The sequence below is a fragment of the Mesorhizobium sp. M0185 genome (assembly GCF_040322175.1).
GTDB lineage: Bacteria > Pseudomonadota > Alphaproteobacteria > Rhizobiales > Rhizobiaceae > Mesorhizobium.
The window spans coordinates 1-14517 of the sequence record NZ_JAMYSY010000004.1 but is presented as its reverse complement, the minus strand read 5'-3'; the positions used below and the strand labels follow the sequence as shown (position 1 = coordinate 14517).

The 14517-nt window shown below is 64.0% G+C and carries 12 protein-coding genes; 6 read left to right on the top strand and 6 right to left on the bottom strand.

What is annotated here, in order from left to right; genetic code table 11:
- A complete protein-coding gene (locus tag NKJ20_RS04625) occupies positions 1-2070 on the bottom strand; it encodes a 3-hydroxyacyl-CoA dehydrogenase NAD-binding domain-containing protein (protein ID WP_352451303.1) in 2070 nt (689 codons plus the stop codon).
- Between the two features lie 208 nt (positions 2071-2278).
- On the opposite strand from NKJ20_RS04625, the gene NKJ20_RS04620 reads away from it, so the two are divergent.
- On the top strand, positions 2279-2992 hold the full coding sequence (locus NKJ20_RS04620; protein ID WP_352451304.1) for a hypothetical protein: 714 nt from the start codon (positions 2279-2281) through the stop codon (positions 2990-2992).
- Here the strand turns inward: NKJ20_RS04620 and NKJ20_RS04615 are convergent.
- From NKJ20_RS04615 to NKJ20_RS04600, 4 genes are all read right to left on the bottom strand, one after another.
- Positions 2989-3936 (bottom strand): ABC transporter permease, encoded by a 948-nt coding sequence (locus tag NKJ20_RS04615; RefSeq protein WP_352456288.1) that lies wholly within the window; start codon positions 3934-3936, stop codon positions 2989-2991. The two genes, NKJ20_RS04620 and NKJ20_RS04615, sit on opposite strands and share 4 nt — an antisense overlap.
- A gap of 2 nt (positions 3937-3938) precedes the next feature.
- On the bottom strand, positions 3939-4913 hold the full coding sequence (locus NKJ20_RS04610; RefSeq protein ID WP_023678190.1) for an ABC transporter permease: 975 nt from the start codon (positions 4911-4913) through the stop codon (positions 3939-3941).
- 1 nt (position 4914) lies between these two features.
- The gene (locus tag NKJ20_RS04605) at positions 4915-6408 is read right to left on the bottom strand and encodes a sugar ABC transporter ATP-binding protein (RefSeq protein ID WP_352681931.1); all 1494 of its coding nucleotides are present in this window, start codon (positions 6406-6408) and stop codon (positions 4915-4917) included.
- Positions 6409-6482: 74 nt separating this feature from the next.
- Positions 6483-7496: an ABC transporter substrate-binding protein gene (locus NKJ20_RS04600; protein ID WP_352742813.1), complete on the bottom strand. Its 1014-nt coding sequence runs from the start codon at positions 7494-7496 to the stop codon at positions 6483-6485.
- 218 nt (positions 7497-7714) lie between these two features.
- On the opposite strand from NKJ20_RS04600, the gene NKJ20_RS04595 reads away from it, so the two are divergent.
- The 5 genes from NKJ20_RS04595 to NKJ20_RS04575 all read left to right on the top strand — a co-directional run bounded on the left by NKJ20_RS04595 (position 7715) and on the right by NKJ20_RS04575 (position 13995).
- Positions 7715-10126 carry a glucan 1,4-alpha-glucosidase gene (locus NKJ20_RS04595; RefSeq protein ID WP_352742811.1) on the top strand — a complete coding sequence of 804 codons (2412 nt, stop codon included), beginning with the start codon at positions 7715-7717 and terminating at the stop codon, positions 10124-10126.
- Positions 10127-10226: 100 nt separating this feature from the next.
- Positions 10227-11243 (top strand): phosphogluconate dehydrogenase (NAD(+)-dependent, decarboxylating), encoded by a 1017-nt coding sequence (gene gnd, locus NKJ20_RS04590; RefSeq protein ID WP_352742809.1) that lies wholly within the window; start codon positions 10227-10229, stop codon positions 11241-11243.
- Positions 11244-11265: 22 nt separating this feature from the next.
- Complete coding sequence (gene zwf / locus NKJ20_RS04585; protein ID WP_352451309.1) at positions 11266-12642, top strand: glucose-6-phosphate dehydrogenase; 1377 nt, start codon at positions 11266-11268, stop codon at positions 12640-12642.
- A gap of 19 nt (positions 12643-12661) precedes the next feature.
- Complete coding sequence (locus NKJ20_RS04580; RefSeq protein ID WP_352623014.1) at positions 12662-13366, top strand: ROK family protein; 705 nt, start codon at positions 12662-12664, stop codon at positions 13364-13366.
- 164 nt (positions 13367-13530) lie between these two features.
- Positions 13531-13995, top strand: coding sequence for a Ros/MucR family transcriptional regulator (locus NKJ20_RS04575; protein WP_352451311.1), 465 nt, complete (start codon positions 13531-13533; stop codon positions 13993-13995).
- 364 nt (positions 13996-14359) lie between these two features.
- On the opposite strand, the gene NKJ20_RS04570 is transcribed toward NKJ20_RS04575, so the two are convergent.
- Positions 14360-14517: GIY-YIG nuclease family protein (locus NKJ20_RS04570; RefSeq protein ID WP_502902795.1), on the bottom strand; the 158-nt coding region annotated here is incomplete at its 5' end.

Here is a 14517-nt window from a genome sequence, read left to right as displayed (position 1 = left end):
TCAGCCGGCAGCGCCGTCCCAGGAATCGGTTTCGGCCATCTGCCTGAGCCGGGGTGCCACTCGAAAGACATCCTTGCCGGTCTGCTGGTGCCAGTGATCCAGCCGCCGGATGATCTTGTCCACGCCTTCGAGGCTCGCCCAGAACATCGGCCCGCCCTTGCCGACCGGGTAGCCGTAGCCGTTGACCCAGACGACGTCGATATCGGAGGCGCGGGCGGCAATCTTTTCCTTGAGGATTTTGGCGCCCTCGTTGATCATCGGATAGAGCGTCCGCTCGATGATCTCCTCGGCGCCGATCGCGCGCGGTGCAACACCGCGCTCGGCAGCCTTGTTGCGGATCAGCGCCTCGACATCGGGATCGGGCAGCGGCGTGCGCGAACCGCCTTCGTAGCGATAGAAGCCGCTGCCGGTCTTCTGGCCGAAATGTCCCTGTTCGCACAACGCATCGGCGATCACGGCCGTCTGGCCACGCGCCTTGCGGTTGCGCCAGCCTATGTCGAGGCCGGCGAGATCGCTCATCTCGAACGGCCCCATTGGCCAGCCGAAATCGGTGAACACCTGGTCGACCTGGCGCGGCATTGCGCCTTCCAGCAGAAGCGTCTCCAGTTCCGCACCGCGCGCCGCCAGCATGCGGTTGCCGACGAAGCCGTGGCAGACGCCGACGACGACCGGCACCTTGCCGATCCGCCGTGCCAGATCGACGATGGTCGCCAGCACGTCGGGCGAAGTCTTGTCGGCGCGGACGATTTCCAGAAGCTTCATGACGTTAGCCGGCGAAAAGAAATGCATGCCGAGGAGATCTTGCGGCCGCGACGTCGAAGCGGCGATTTCGCTGACGTCGAGATAGGAGGTGTTGGTAGCGAGGATCGCGCCCGGTTTGGCCACGGCATCCAGCCTGCCGAATACCTCCTTCTTGACCGCCATTTCCTCGAACACGGCCTCGACGATCAGGTCGCAATCGGCGAGGTCGGCATAGTCGGTGCTGCCCCTGAACAAATCCAGCCGCTCGCGCTTGGCGTCTTCGCTCAGCGAGCCGCGGATGACGGAAACGGCATAATTCTTGTTGATCGTCGCCAGCCCGCGCTGCAAAGCCTCGTGCGTCGCTTCCAGCAAGGTCACGGGGACGCCGCCGTTGGCGAACGCCATGGCGATGCCGCCGCCCATCGTGCCGGCGCCGATGACGCCGACCCGGGCGATCTTGCGCCTGACGACGTCCTTGCCGGCAATCTTTGCCGCCTCACGTTCAGCGAAGAACAAATGCCGCTGCGCGCGTGATTGGTCCCCGCCGACAAGCTTGACGAACAGGTCGCGCTCCGCCGCCAGCGCTTCGTCGAAGGGCAGCGTCAGGGCGTTGCGGACCGACTGCGCACAGGCGATCGGCGCCTCGAGGCCGCGTGCTTTGCCGGCAAGCACTGCCGCTTCCTTGTCGAACGCCGGCAAGTCGGCCTGGTCGAGGCGATCATTGCGGTCGCGCACCGGTGTGAACGGACCGCCTTTCGCGGCCGTTTCGCTGGCGAAACTCACCGCTTGCGCGGTCAGGTCGCCATCGAAGACGGCATCCACCAGGCCGGCGGCGAGCGCCTCGGCCGCACCGATCGGCGTTCCCGAAACGATCATGTTGAGTGCCTTCAGCGGACCAACCAGGCGCGGCAGGCGAACCGTGCCGCCGCCCCCCGGCAGCAGGCCGAGCTTGACTTCCGGCAGGCCGAGCCTTGCCGCTCGGTCGGCAACACGGAAATGGCAGCCGAGCGCCAGTTCCAGGCCGCCGCCGAGCGCAGTGCCGTGAATGGCCGCGACCGTCGGCTTGGCGATGGTTTCCAGCATGGCGACTAGGGCGCCCAGGTCCGGTTGCCGCGCCGGCTTGCCGAATTCGGTGATGTCGGCGCCGGCGACGAAGGTCCGCCCGGCGCATGCTATCACAATTGCTCCGACCGACGGCTCGTCGCGCAGGGAAACGAGCGCCTGCATCAGCGGCTCGCGCACATGGAAGCTCAGCGCGTTGACCGGCGGATTGTCGATGCTCACCACCGCGACGTTGCCGTGCCTTGTAGTGCTGACGAAATCGGACACGCAAACCTCTTGCAAACGATGCTGGCGAAGGCGCGATTGGCTTTACAGCGCCAATGCTCTCATGGAAACCGGTGTTTTCGTCGGGTCGATCGGTCGTCAGGACCGGCCGGTGGAGTCAGCCGGCGGGTAACGATTGACGACGTCGCTTTGGATGTAGAGAGTATCGATTCGAACACAACCAACATTTTGGCCGTCGCCAACACCAGGAATGACCAAAGAATTAGCGGGAGAGTCCACTGCCGTTCTTATGGACGAAGCCCGGTACGGCGATCATGACCACGATCTAAGCTACAGAGCCGGGCAGGAACTCCTAAGGAGATGGAGGCGAGGAGTTGATCTGGAATTTCTCGTCGGCCTCATGCAGTCCGAGAAATCCAGCGACCGGCTCCGCGCGGCTTACTGCCTTGGCGAGTTGGGCGAAGCAGTCGAAGTCCTGAAGATACCGGCAACGGAGTTTGCAAGCGACCCCCTCCCCGATTGCCGAGTTGCCTTCGTGAATTACATGTCTACGTCCGGCTACTACGACGAAGCGATCGCCAAGGCTTTGGCGAACTGCCTACTGGATCTTGACCTCTATGTGAGAACGACAGCGATCAAATGGGCGGTCCGCACGACGGTCGATAGACTGCAAGAGTTGTCTCGGCTGGTGTTGTCCGGAACTGGCCGATTTGAATTGAAATTTCGCAATCCGCTCAGCAACGACTTCTGGGAAAAAGCTGTTCGAGAACGCGGAATACGTGGCATCGAAATCATTCGGCGCTTGCGCGCTGGCGAAGAAATCCAGCACATCAGGAAGGGAGTGTCCGGAGAAGACAGCTTCGTTCTTGACAGCATTCTTTTTTCGAGAACCCGTGGGGAACGCTCTTCGAAATGGGAAAAAATGAAATCGAAAGATCGATCGCCCTCACCTGATTCTTGCTAGCGCAGCGCCTTCTGCCCACCGGCGGCGGTGATGACGCCGACGATGATCAGCCCGGTCAGCACCAGGCGGACGCCGACGCTCACGCCGAACGTGTTGAGCATGGTCAACAGCAGCACCAGGAACAGTGCCGCGCCCCAGACCCCCGGCACATTGGCCTTGCCGCCCGCCACCGACGTGCCGCCGATGACGACGACGGCGATCGAGGCCAGCAGATACTCATTGCCGATATCGACATTGGCGCCGCGGAAATAGCCGGCGAGCAGTGCGCCGTCGAGGCCGCCGAGCGCGCCCGACAGCGTGTAGGTGAGGAAGCGGGTGCGGCCGACATTGACGCCGGCCAGCCAGGCAGCGCGGATGTTCTGGCCGATCGCCAGCACCGAGCGTCCGTAGATCATGCGCTGCAAAACGATGCCGGCGCCGATGGTGAACAGCACGGTGAGGATCGCCAGCACCGGAATGCCGAAGATCTGCCAGTTGGTGAAATCGGCAAAGCCCGGCGGCGGCTTGATCTGCAGGCCCCGCCCATAGCTGATATCGACCGACTGGATGACGAAGCTGGCCGATAGCGTCGCGATGATCGGCGGAATGCGCAGCGCCCAGATCAGCAGGTAGTTGACGGCGCCGATCGCCATGCCGCAGGCCAGCGCTGCCAGCAGGCCGACCGCGATCATCGCATCATTGCCGTCCATGACCTTCATGGCGACGGCGCTGGCAAGGCCGATATTGGCCGGCAGCGACAGGTCGACATTGCCCGGCCCGAGCGTGATGACGAACATCTGGCCGACGCCGACGATGACGGTGAAGACGGCGAGCGACAGCGCCGCCGTGATCATGCCGCCGCCGCCATAGCCGCCGGTGAAGGCGATGGTCGCCAGCCACACCAGCAGCGCCCCGAAGAACGACCAGATCCAGGGTCTGGCGAGCAGTGTCCGCAGCGATGCCATGCTCACCTCTCCCTGCGGCTGATCAGCACCCGCGCCGCCAGCACGATGATCAGGATGGCGCCGTTGGCGGCCACCTGCCAGTCGGGCGGAATGTGCATGAACGTCAAGAGCGGCGATGCCGCCAGCGCCAGCGTCAGCGCGCCGATGACGGCGCCGATCGGCGACACCCGGCCGCCGACGAACTCGCCGCCGCCGAGGATGACGCCGGCGATCGAAAGCAGCGTGTAGCCATTGCCGATATTGGCATCGGCCGAGGTGGTGATGCCGATCAGCGCCATGCCGGACAAAACGCCGAACAGGCCGGTCAGCGCAAACAGCGCGATCTTGGTGCGCAGCAGCGACCAGCCGGCGCGCTTGAGTGCGGCTGAATTGCCGCCCGATCCACGCAGGATGACGCCGTAGGAGGTTCGCATCAGGCCAAAGTGGACGACGGCTGCGATCAGCAATGCCGCGATGATCGGGAACGGAATGAAGGGTGGCTTGAAGGCCATCAGCGCCAGCAGCCAGTCCGGCGCCTTGCCGCCGGGCTTGGGCAGGATGAGGATGGCCATGCCCTGCCAGACAAAACTCATGCCGAGCGTCACCACGATAGAGGGCAGGTTGCGCAGATGGATCAGCGCGCCGAGCAGCGCGTAGACGCCGATCGACCCGAGCAGGATCACGACGCCGAGCAGCGGCGCGTCCTTCAGCCATGTCGCCGTCACGCAGCCGACGAAGCCGACAAAGGTGCCGATCGACAGATCGAGCTCGTTGCCGGCGATGACGAACATCTGCGCGATCGTCGCCAGAGCGATCGGGATCGCCAGATTGAGCATCAGGCTGAAACCGAAATAGCTGATGGCGCGCGGGTTGAGCCAGGCGATGGCGATGAGCACCAGCGCCAGCGACAGTGCCGGCAGCAGGCTGCGCAGCATGCGCGCCCGCCTGGTGGCGCGAGCCGAAGATTTTAGCCCATTCTCGACGGATACCGCTGTCATCTCAGGCCGCATCGCCGAACGACGACTGGATGATCTTTTCCTCCGTCAGTTCGTCGCGACGAAGGTTGGCGACGATCCGGCCGTTCTTGAACACATAGATGTGGTCGCAATTGTCGAGCTCTTCGGTTTCGGTGGTGTACCAGAGGAAAGTGCGGCCATGGCGAGCCTCCTCGCGCACCAGGTCGTAGACTTCGAGCTTGGTGCCGATGTCGACGCCGCGCATCGGATCGTCCATCAGCACGATCTTGGCGTCGGAGCCGAGCGCCCGCGCGAACAGCGCCTTCTGCTGGTTGCCGCCGGACAGCGAGAAGATGTTGTTGTTCATGTCGGGCGTACGGATGCCGATTTTCCGCTGCCACAACTCGGCGAGCTCGGCTTCGCGCTGCGGCGAGATCAAGAGGCCGTTGCGCAATCGCGCCAGCGAACGGATGCCGATGTTCTCGGCAATCGACCATTGCGGAAAAATCCCGTCCGACTGGCGGTCGCCGGCAACCAGCGCCACCGGCGCGGTGACCTCGATGCCGGTCTTGGCACGGGAAGCCGCAGCAAAGATAGCCAGCAAAAGATCGGTCTGCCCATGCCCGGCAAGTCCGGCAAGGCCGATGATCTCACCGGCACGGGCGACGAGCTCGTTGCCGTCCTGCTGTCGCGCCGGGCGCGCCCGGACCCGCAGCGGACCGGGCTCCGGCTTGCCGCTCGCAATCTCTGCGGCGGTCTTCTCGCGCGCCTCCGCTCCGCCCATCGCCGTCACCAGCCTGTCGCGGTCGAAGGCGTCGGCCTGCCCGGCGGAGACCACTTTGCCGTCGCGCATCACCACGATCCGGTCGGCATTTCCGAGCACTTCGCCCAACACATGCGAGATCAGGATGCAGCTCTTGCCGGCGGCGATGAAGCGGCGCACGAACGCCAGCAGCTGGCCGGCGGTATGCGCGTCGAGCGAGGATGTCGGCTCGTCGAGGATAACCAGCTCAAGCGGCTCCTGCGTGACCGTGAAGGCGCGCGCCACCTCCACCATCTGCCGGCTGGTGATGGAAAGATCACCGACGATGTCGGATGCCGAGATGCTGTGGCCGGGGAAGATCTCGTCGAGCTTGGCAGCGATCAGATCGGCCACTTTGCGCCGCCAGCCGAAGCCATGCAGCGACGCGTGGTTGATCCGCGTGTTCTCGGCGACGCTGAGGTTCGGGCAGAGCGACAGCTCCTGGAACACACAGCGTATGCCGAGCTGCTGCGCGCGCGGCACCGAATAACTTGCCTCGACACCGCCGCGGACCGCGATCTGCCCGCTGTCGGGGGCAAGCGTGCCCGCCACCATATGCATGAGCGTCGATTTTCCGGCGCCGTTATGGCCGACGAGACCGACGCATTCTCCGGCACGAACGCTGAAATCGACACCGGCGAGCGCCCTGACGGCGCCGAAATGTTTTTCGGCTCCGTCCAGTCTTATGATGTCAAAACTGACGGCGCCGAAAAGCTTTTCGGCGCCGTCCGGCATGATGATGTCTGCATTGGCCTCGGGCATCCCTCAACGATACCCGGTTATCCGTGGCGGCAACAATAGCGCCATGCTCACTTGATGTTGGCCTTGATCGCCGCGACGGCGTCTTCCTGCGTGTATTCGTGGCTGGCGACGCCGCCCTTCGGAATCTTCGGCAGCGCGGCCTCGAAATCGTCCTGGGTGAAGGCAAGATAGGGCACCAGCAGGTCGTGCGGCACGTCGGTGCGGCCGTCGAGCACCTGCTGCGCCACCCAGAAGGCAAGCGTCGATACGCCCGGTGCGATCGATGCCGACCAGGTCTGGTAACCGTCCTTTTCCTTCTGCTCCTTCCACCACTGCAACTCGTCCTGGCGATTGCCCATGATGATGGTCGGGCGTGGCTTGCCGGCGGCGGCGAAAGCCTGCGCCGCGCCGTAGCCGTCACCGCCCTGGTCGACGACCCCGACAACATCCGGCAGCGAAGGCAGGATCGTCGCTACGGCTTTCTGTGCCGTGGTCTGGTCCCAGTCGCCGGTCACCGAGCCGACGATCTTGAACTCGGGATGGGCAGCGACGCCTTCGAGGATGCCGGCATGGATGGCATCGTCGATCGAGGTGCCGGCGAGGCCGCGGATTTCCAGCAGGTTGCCGCCCTTGGGCTGGAACTTGGCCATCTGCTCGACTTCCTGCTTGCCCATGTCCTTGAAGTCGACGACGACGCGGTAGGCGCAGGGTTCGGTGACGATGCCGTCGAAGGAGACGACGACGATGCCGGCGTCGCAGGCCTGCTTGATGGCGCCGTTGAGCGCATCCGGAGACGCCGCGTTGATGACGATCGCGTCATAGCCCTGCAGGATCAGGTTCTGCACTTGGGCTGCTTGCGTCGGCACTTCCTTGTCGGCCGTCGTGAAGACGTCCGCGGCGCCGACCACCTTGTCGGCAACCGCCTTCTTGGTAACGATGGCGTAGCTGTCCAGCATCGCCTGCCGCCAGGAATTGCCGGCGTAATTGTTGGAGAAGGCGATTTTCTTGCCGCTGGTGTCGGCAAACGCGGTACCTGCGGCGAGCATCGCCGCAAGAGCCCCCAAAACGAATATTTTCCTCATGTCATACTCCTCCCGTGAGTTGCTGTCTTACTGGTGGTTAATGGCTGGCTGGTGGGTATTGGCTGATACGCTCACAATCTTGTTTTTTATCTATTATCAGACAAATGCAGATAGGCGGCAAGCTGTCAACAGCAATCCATGGCCGGCGATCAACTTGCGGTGCAATCATTGAAACCGGTTCGACTCCTGGTCTAGGGATGGCACTGGAGACCGATTGAATGGCAACGAACCTTGCCCCGGGTGCACCCGGCATTCCGGCACGCTGGACGTCGAGCGCCAAGAGCGGCGTCGGCACCGCGCTCTCGCCGGCCTGCCCGATCTGGTTCACCATCAGCCACGGTATCCTCAACGAGATCTACTACCCGCGCCTCGATAGCGCCTGCACCCGCGATCTGGGGCTGATCGTCACCGGACCCGACGGCTATTTCTCGGAAGAAAAACGCGACGCCGAACACAGTATCGAACCCCTGGCGGACGGGGTGCCTGCCTACCGGCTGGTCAACACCGCAAGCGATGGAACCTACAGGATCGAAAAGCGCATCCTGACGGATCCGGAACGTCCCGTCTTGCTGCAGGAGATTATGTTCACGCCGCTCAAAGGCGCGGCCGCCGACTACCGCGTCTACGCGCTGCTGGCACCGCACCTCGTCAACGCCGGCATGGGCAACACCGCCTGGATCGACGACCATGAAGGACAGCCTGTCCTGTTTGCATCGGGACGCGGCACCTGCCTGGCGCTCGCCTCGTCGCTGCCGTGGAAGGTGTGCTCGGCCGGCTATGTCGGCGTCTCCGACGGCTGGCAGCAGCTTCGTCAAGGCGGCCGGCTCGATCCGGCCTGCCGCAGGGCCGAGGACGGCAATGTCGCGCTGACCGGCGAGATCGCCTTTTCGGCTGCGAACCCAAAAATATTGCTGGCACTGGGCTTCGGCGCGACGCCGCAACAGGCGGCGCAAACTGCTTTCGCCAGCCTGAAGCAAGGTTTTGGGCCCGCAGCCAGATCCTACGTCGACAAATGGCGCAAATGGCAGGCCGGATTGCTGCCGCTGGACCGGCATGCGGCGTCCGGCCTCAACAGCTACCGCCTCAGCACGGCGGTGCTGGCGGCACACCGCTCGTCTGCCGGAGCAGCCGTTGCCAGCCTGTCGATCCCGTGGGGCTTCAACAAGGGCGACGACGACCTCGGCGGCTATCACCTGGTCTGGCCGCGCGATCTGGTCGAAACCGCCGGCGGCTTCCTCGCCGCCGGCGACCCGGCGGAAGCCTTGCGCATCCTTGGCTATCTGCGCGCGATCCAGGAGCCGGACGGCCGTTGGCCGCAGAACGCCTGGCTCGACGGATCGGCCTATTGGCCGGGCATCCAGATGGACGAATGCGCCTTCCCGCTGCTGCTTGCCGACGCACTGCGCCGCGCCGGGCATTTGCCGCCTGCCGCACTCTCCTCGTTCATGCCGATGATCGAGCGCGCTGCCGCCTATGTCGTGCGCAACGGCCCGGTCACCGGCGAGGACCGCTGGGAAGAAGACGCCGGCTACAGCCCGTTCACACTTGCGGTCGAGATCGCCGCATTGCTAGCGGCTGCCGACATGTTCGATGCCGCCAGCAAAACAGAGCCGGCAAACTATCTGCGCGAAACCGCCGATGTCTGGAACGATCAGATCGAACGCTGGACCTACGTCGCCGGTAGCTCCTCGGGCGATGAAGCCGGCGTCGAGGGCCACTATGTCCGCATTGCGCCGCCCGACAAAGCCGGCGCGGCATCGCCGAAAGACGGCTACGTCCCGATCAAGAACCGCCCGCCGGCGGATACGGACCGGCCGGCCAAGGCGATCGTCAGCCCCGATGCGCTGGCGCTGGTCCGCTTCGGCTTGCGGGCAGCCGACGATCCGCGCATCCTCGACACGGTCAAGGTCATCGACGCGCAATTGCGCTGCGAACTGCCGCAGGGCCCGCTCTGGTACCGCTACAATGGCGATGGCTATGGCGAGCATGCCGACGGCGCGCCCTTCGATGGAACCGGCCGGGGCCGGCCCTGGCCGCTGCTGGTCGGCGAGCGCGCTCATTACGAGCTGGCGGCAGGCCGTAGGGATAGTGCGGCAAGCCTGCTCAGGACGTTCGAGAACTCTGCCGGACCGGGCGGCCTGCTACCGGAGCAGGTCTGGGACGGTCCCGACATGCCGGAGCGCGAATTGCGGCATGGCGGGCCCTCCGGCAGCGCCAAGCCGCTGGTCTGGGCGCATTCCGAGCACATCAAGCTGCTGCGGTCGCTGCGCGACGGCACGGTGTTCGACATGCCGCCGCAAGGCGTCAAGCGCTATATCGAGGGCAGGACGGTGTCGCGCTTCAGGGCATGGCGCTTCAACCACAAGATCCGTACCATCCCGGCAGGCAAGGCGCTGCGCATCGAACTTCTGGCCCGGGCGGTGGTTCATTGGAGCAGCGACAATTGGGCAACCGTCCATGACACCGAGACCAGCGCGAATGCTTTCGGCATCCATCTTGCGGAATTGCAGGTTGCCGAGATTGCTCCGGGCAATAGCCCGGGCAATAGCATTGTCTTCACTTTCTTCTGGCCCGATAGCGGCCATTGGGAGAATGCTGGCTTTTCTGTCGGCATCGGCGATACCGGATAGAGCATGATCCCGCAAAGTGGAGACCGGTTTTCGGAAAAGATCATGCTTCAATCACAGCGCCACTAGATCATCGATCCCTCAAGTAAGGCAGGACGAGACCATGCAGATAGGAATGATGGGACTGGGCCGGATGGGCGCCAACATGGTTCGGCGCCTGCTGCGTGATGGCCACGAATGCGTCGTCTACGATATTAACCCGGCGAGCGTCGCCGCGCTTGTGAGCGCCGGCGCGGTCGGAGCCGCCTCGATGGAGGAGTTCGTCGGCAAGCTGGCGAAGCCGCGCAGCGCCTGGCTGATGCTGCCGGCGGCGATCACCGGCAAGATCGTCGACCAGGTGGCTGCCCTGATGGAGCCGGGCGACATCATCATAGACGGCGGCAATTCCTATTATCACGAGGCCGTCGACCACGCCGCGCGCCTCGCCTTGAAAGGCTTGAGCTATGTCGATGTCGGCACCAGCGGCGGTGTCTGGGGCCTCGAGCGCGGCTACTGCCTGATGATCGGCGGCCCCGACAGCGCGGTCCAGCATCTCGATCCGGTCTTTGCAACGCTGGCGCCCGGCGCCGACGCCGCTTCGCCTGCCCCTGCCAAGGACGCCGGAACCGCTCCCTTCGGCTATCTCCATTGCGGGCCGAGCGGCGCCGGCCATTTCGTCAAGATGGTCCATAACGGCATCGAATATGGCGTCATGGCCGCCTATGCCGAAGGCATGAACATCCTGAAATCGGCGAATGCCGGCAAACGGCAGCGCACCGCCGACGCCGAAACCAGCCCGCTCGAAAACCCGCAATATTACCAGTTCGACATCGACATCGCTGAAGTGGCCGAGGTCTGGCGGCACGGCAGCGTCATCGGCTCGTGGCTGCTCGACCTGACGGCCGGCGTACTGAAGGCCGATTCGTCGTTGACGCAGTTCGGCGGGCGGGTCTCGGATTCCGGCGAAGGCCGCTGGACGCTGAAGGCGGCGATCGACACCGGCGTGCCGGCGCCGGTGCTGTCCTCGGCGCTGTTCGACAGGTTCTCCTCGCAAGGCGAATCCGAATTCGCCGACAAGCTTCTGTCCGCCATGCGCTATGCCTTTGGCGGCCATGTCGAAAAACCCAAGGCCGGCTTGTGACGGGCGACAGGGAGGCACGCCCATGAGCCAGGAACGATCGGACACGCTGGTGCTTTTCGGCGCCACCGGCGATCTCGCCCACAAGAAGATCTTCCCCGCCCTTTACGCCATGGTGGCCAAAGGGACGCTGAACGAGCCGGTGATCGGCGTCGCCTTCGATCCCTGGGACCTCGCCAAGCTGCAGGCGCGCGCCCGCGACGGCATCGTCAACGCCTTGGGCAGCATCGACGACAAGATCTTTGCCAGGCTTGCATCGCTGCTGCGCTATGTCAGCGGCGACTATCGGGCGCCTGCGACCTTCGAGAAGCTGAAGACCGCGCTCGGCAGCGCTGAGCGGCCGCTGCACTATCTGGCGGTGCCGCCGGCGATGTTCGAGGTGGTCGTCCAGGGGCTGGAGCAGTCGGGCGCCGCCCAGGGCGCGCGCCTGATGGTGGAAAAGCCGTTCGGCCACGATCTGCAATCGGCGCGCTGGCTGAACCGGGTGCTGCATCTGGTCTTCGACGAGAAGTCGATCTTTCGCATCGACCATTATCTCGGCAAGGAGGCGATCCAGAACCTGCTCTATTTCCGCTTCGCCAACTCCTTCCTCGAGCCGATCTGGAACCGCAATTACGTCGAGAGCGTGCAGATCACCATGGCCGAGGATTTCGGTGTCGAGGGCCGCGGCCGCTTCTATGACGAGGTCGGCTGCATTCGCGATGTCATCGAAAACCATCTGCTCAACATCCTCTTGCTGCTCGCCATGGAACCGCCGGTCGGCCGCTCGGCCGACGATCTCATCGACGAGAAGGTGCAGGTCCTGCGGGCGATCCGGACGCTGACCAGGGACGATGTGGTGCGCGGCCAGTTCGACGGCTATCTCAACGAGCCGGGCGTGGCGCCGAACTCGCCGGTCGAGACCTTCGCGGCGGTGCGCTTTTTCGTCGATACCTGGCGCTGGCAGGATGTGCCGTTCTTCATTCGCGCCGGCAAATCCCTGCCGGTGCACGCCACCGAGGTCATCGTGCGGCTGAAGCGGCCGCCGCTCGACGTCTTCGATCCGATCAAGCCCGGCGACTGCAATCACGTGCGCTTCCGCATCGATCCTCAGGTGGCAATCTCGATCGGAGCCCGGCGCAAGGCGCCCGGCGATGACATGGTCGGTGAGCAGGTCGAGCTCACCGCGCTGGACGATTCGAAGGGCGACATGCCGCCTTACGAGCGGTTGATCGGCGACGCCATGAACGGCAACGGCCAGCTGTTCACCCGCCAGGACGCCAGCGAGCTCGCCTGGCGCATCGTCGGCCCGGTGCTCGGCGACACCACGCCGCCCCCTGTCTACGCGCCAAAGACGTGGGGGCCGGCCGAAGCCATGGCTGGATTCGGGCCGCCGAACGGCTGGATCAATCCAGCGAAATGAGTTCTGGGAGGCGAAAGCGATGGCCAAGGCGGTGAAGCAACCGGCATCGGAGGAAGAAAAGATCGTGCTTGCGATCGATATCGGCGGCTCGCACGTCAAGATCCGCACCAGCGCCGGCGGCGACGAGCGCAAGACCGCTTCCGGACCGGAGCTTACGCCGCAGCAGATGGTCGCGGCGGTGAAGACGCTCGCCGAAGGGCTGCACTACGATGTCGTCTCGATGGGCTATCCGGGCCCGGTGCACCACAACCGGCCGCTGACCGAACCCGCCAATCTCGGCAAGGGCTGGGTCGGCTGCGATTTCGCCGCCGAGTTCGGCAAACCGGTCAAGGTCGTTAACGATGCGCTCATGCAGGCCATCGGCAGTTATGAGGGCGGCCGCATGCTGTTCCTTGGCCTCGGCACCGGCCTGGGGGCCGCGATGATCGTTGATAACGTTGCCCAGCCGATGGAGCTTGCCCATCTTCCCTACAAGAAGCGCGGCAGTTTCGAAGACTATGTCGGCGAACGCGGCCTGCAAAAGCGCGGCAAGAAGAAATGGCGCAAACACGTCTTCGACGTGGTCGACCGGCTTCGCGCCGCCATGCAGCCGGATTACGTGGTCATCGGCGGCGGCAATGTCGACGAACTCACCGACTTGCCCGCCGATTGCAGACGCGGCGACAACACACGCGCCTTCGAGGGCGGATTTCGACTATGGCGCGACAAATCCCTGATTATTTGATATTGCTGATTGTCTGATATTATCGAGCACCGGCTCAGGGTTGTTAATCCCGCGCTGCCGTTAGTATTATTATTCAAAATAATGTGTGACGTGGTGCGGCGTCATTGCATTGCGCAGATTTGCCGACTAGAAATTTCTGCGACCCCCATGGACGGAGAGATAGATTGACCGACGACAACAACAACGCTCGCAAAGACATCGACCTGCTCGAGCTGACCGCCCATATCGTCTCCGCATACGTCGAGAAGAACCGCTTGCCGGCTTCCGGCCTCGGCGATCTCATCGCCAGCGTCAGCGCTGCCATAGGCGGGCTCGGGCAACCGGCAGTGCCGGTCGCCGCGCCGCTGACGCCTGCCGTCAATCCCAAGAAATCGGTGACGCCGGACTACATCATCTGTCTCGAGGACGGCAAGAAGTTCAAATCCTTGAAGCGCCATATCGGCGTTCATTTCGGGCTGACGCCCGACGCCTATCGCGCCAAATGGGGCCTGCCGTCGGACTACCCGATGGTCGCCCCCAACTACGCGGCCTCGCGTTCGCAGCTGGCCAAGGCGATCGGTCTCGGCCGCAAAGCCCCCCCGCCCACGCCCGTCAAGGGCCGGGGCAGGAAAGCCAAGGCGACGGCTTGATACCATTGGATCGAGCGGGATGCACATTGAACGCGTTCTGCTGATCGGTCTGTTGGTGTTCAGCGGAAGCTGCGACGCTCGAAGCTAACGGCATAGCATCCTAGGGTCTGCGCCGCGTCGCTTCGCTCCTTGCTCCGCCCTAGGACGAAGGTAGGATGGCTGAAGGCTAATCGCTGATATCGGAGAGGGGCAGCGCGTCCGGTGTATCGGACGACGATTGATGGCGAATTACAAGCTCTCGAGATTGGCCGAACACCCCTCCACTTCGTCATCCCAGGGCGGAGCAAGGAGCGAAGCGACGCGGCGCAGACCCTGGGATCCATGCCGTTACCTCGCGGCAGTGCGCCTGCGGACCAGAACCGAACTACCACCCCGTTCCGCGAAAAAGCTCGAACCACTCTGGGTTGGTCTTCTCGATCAGCTCGATCTTCCATTGGCGCGGCCAGCGCTTCAGCGACTTCTCGCGCTGAATGGCGTCACGAATGTCGAAATGTTCCTCGTACCAGACCAGGCGCTGCACGC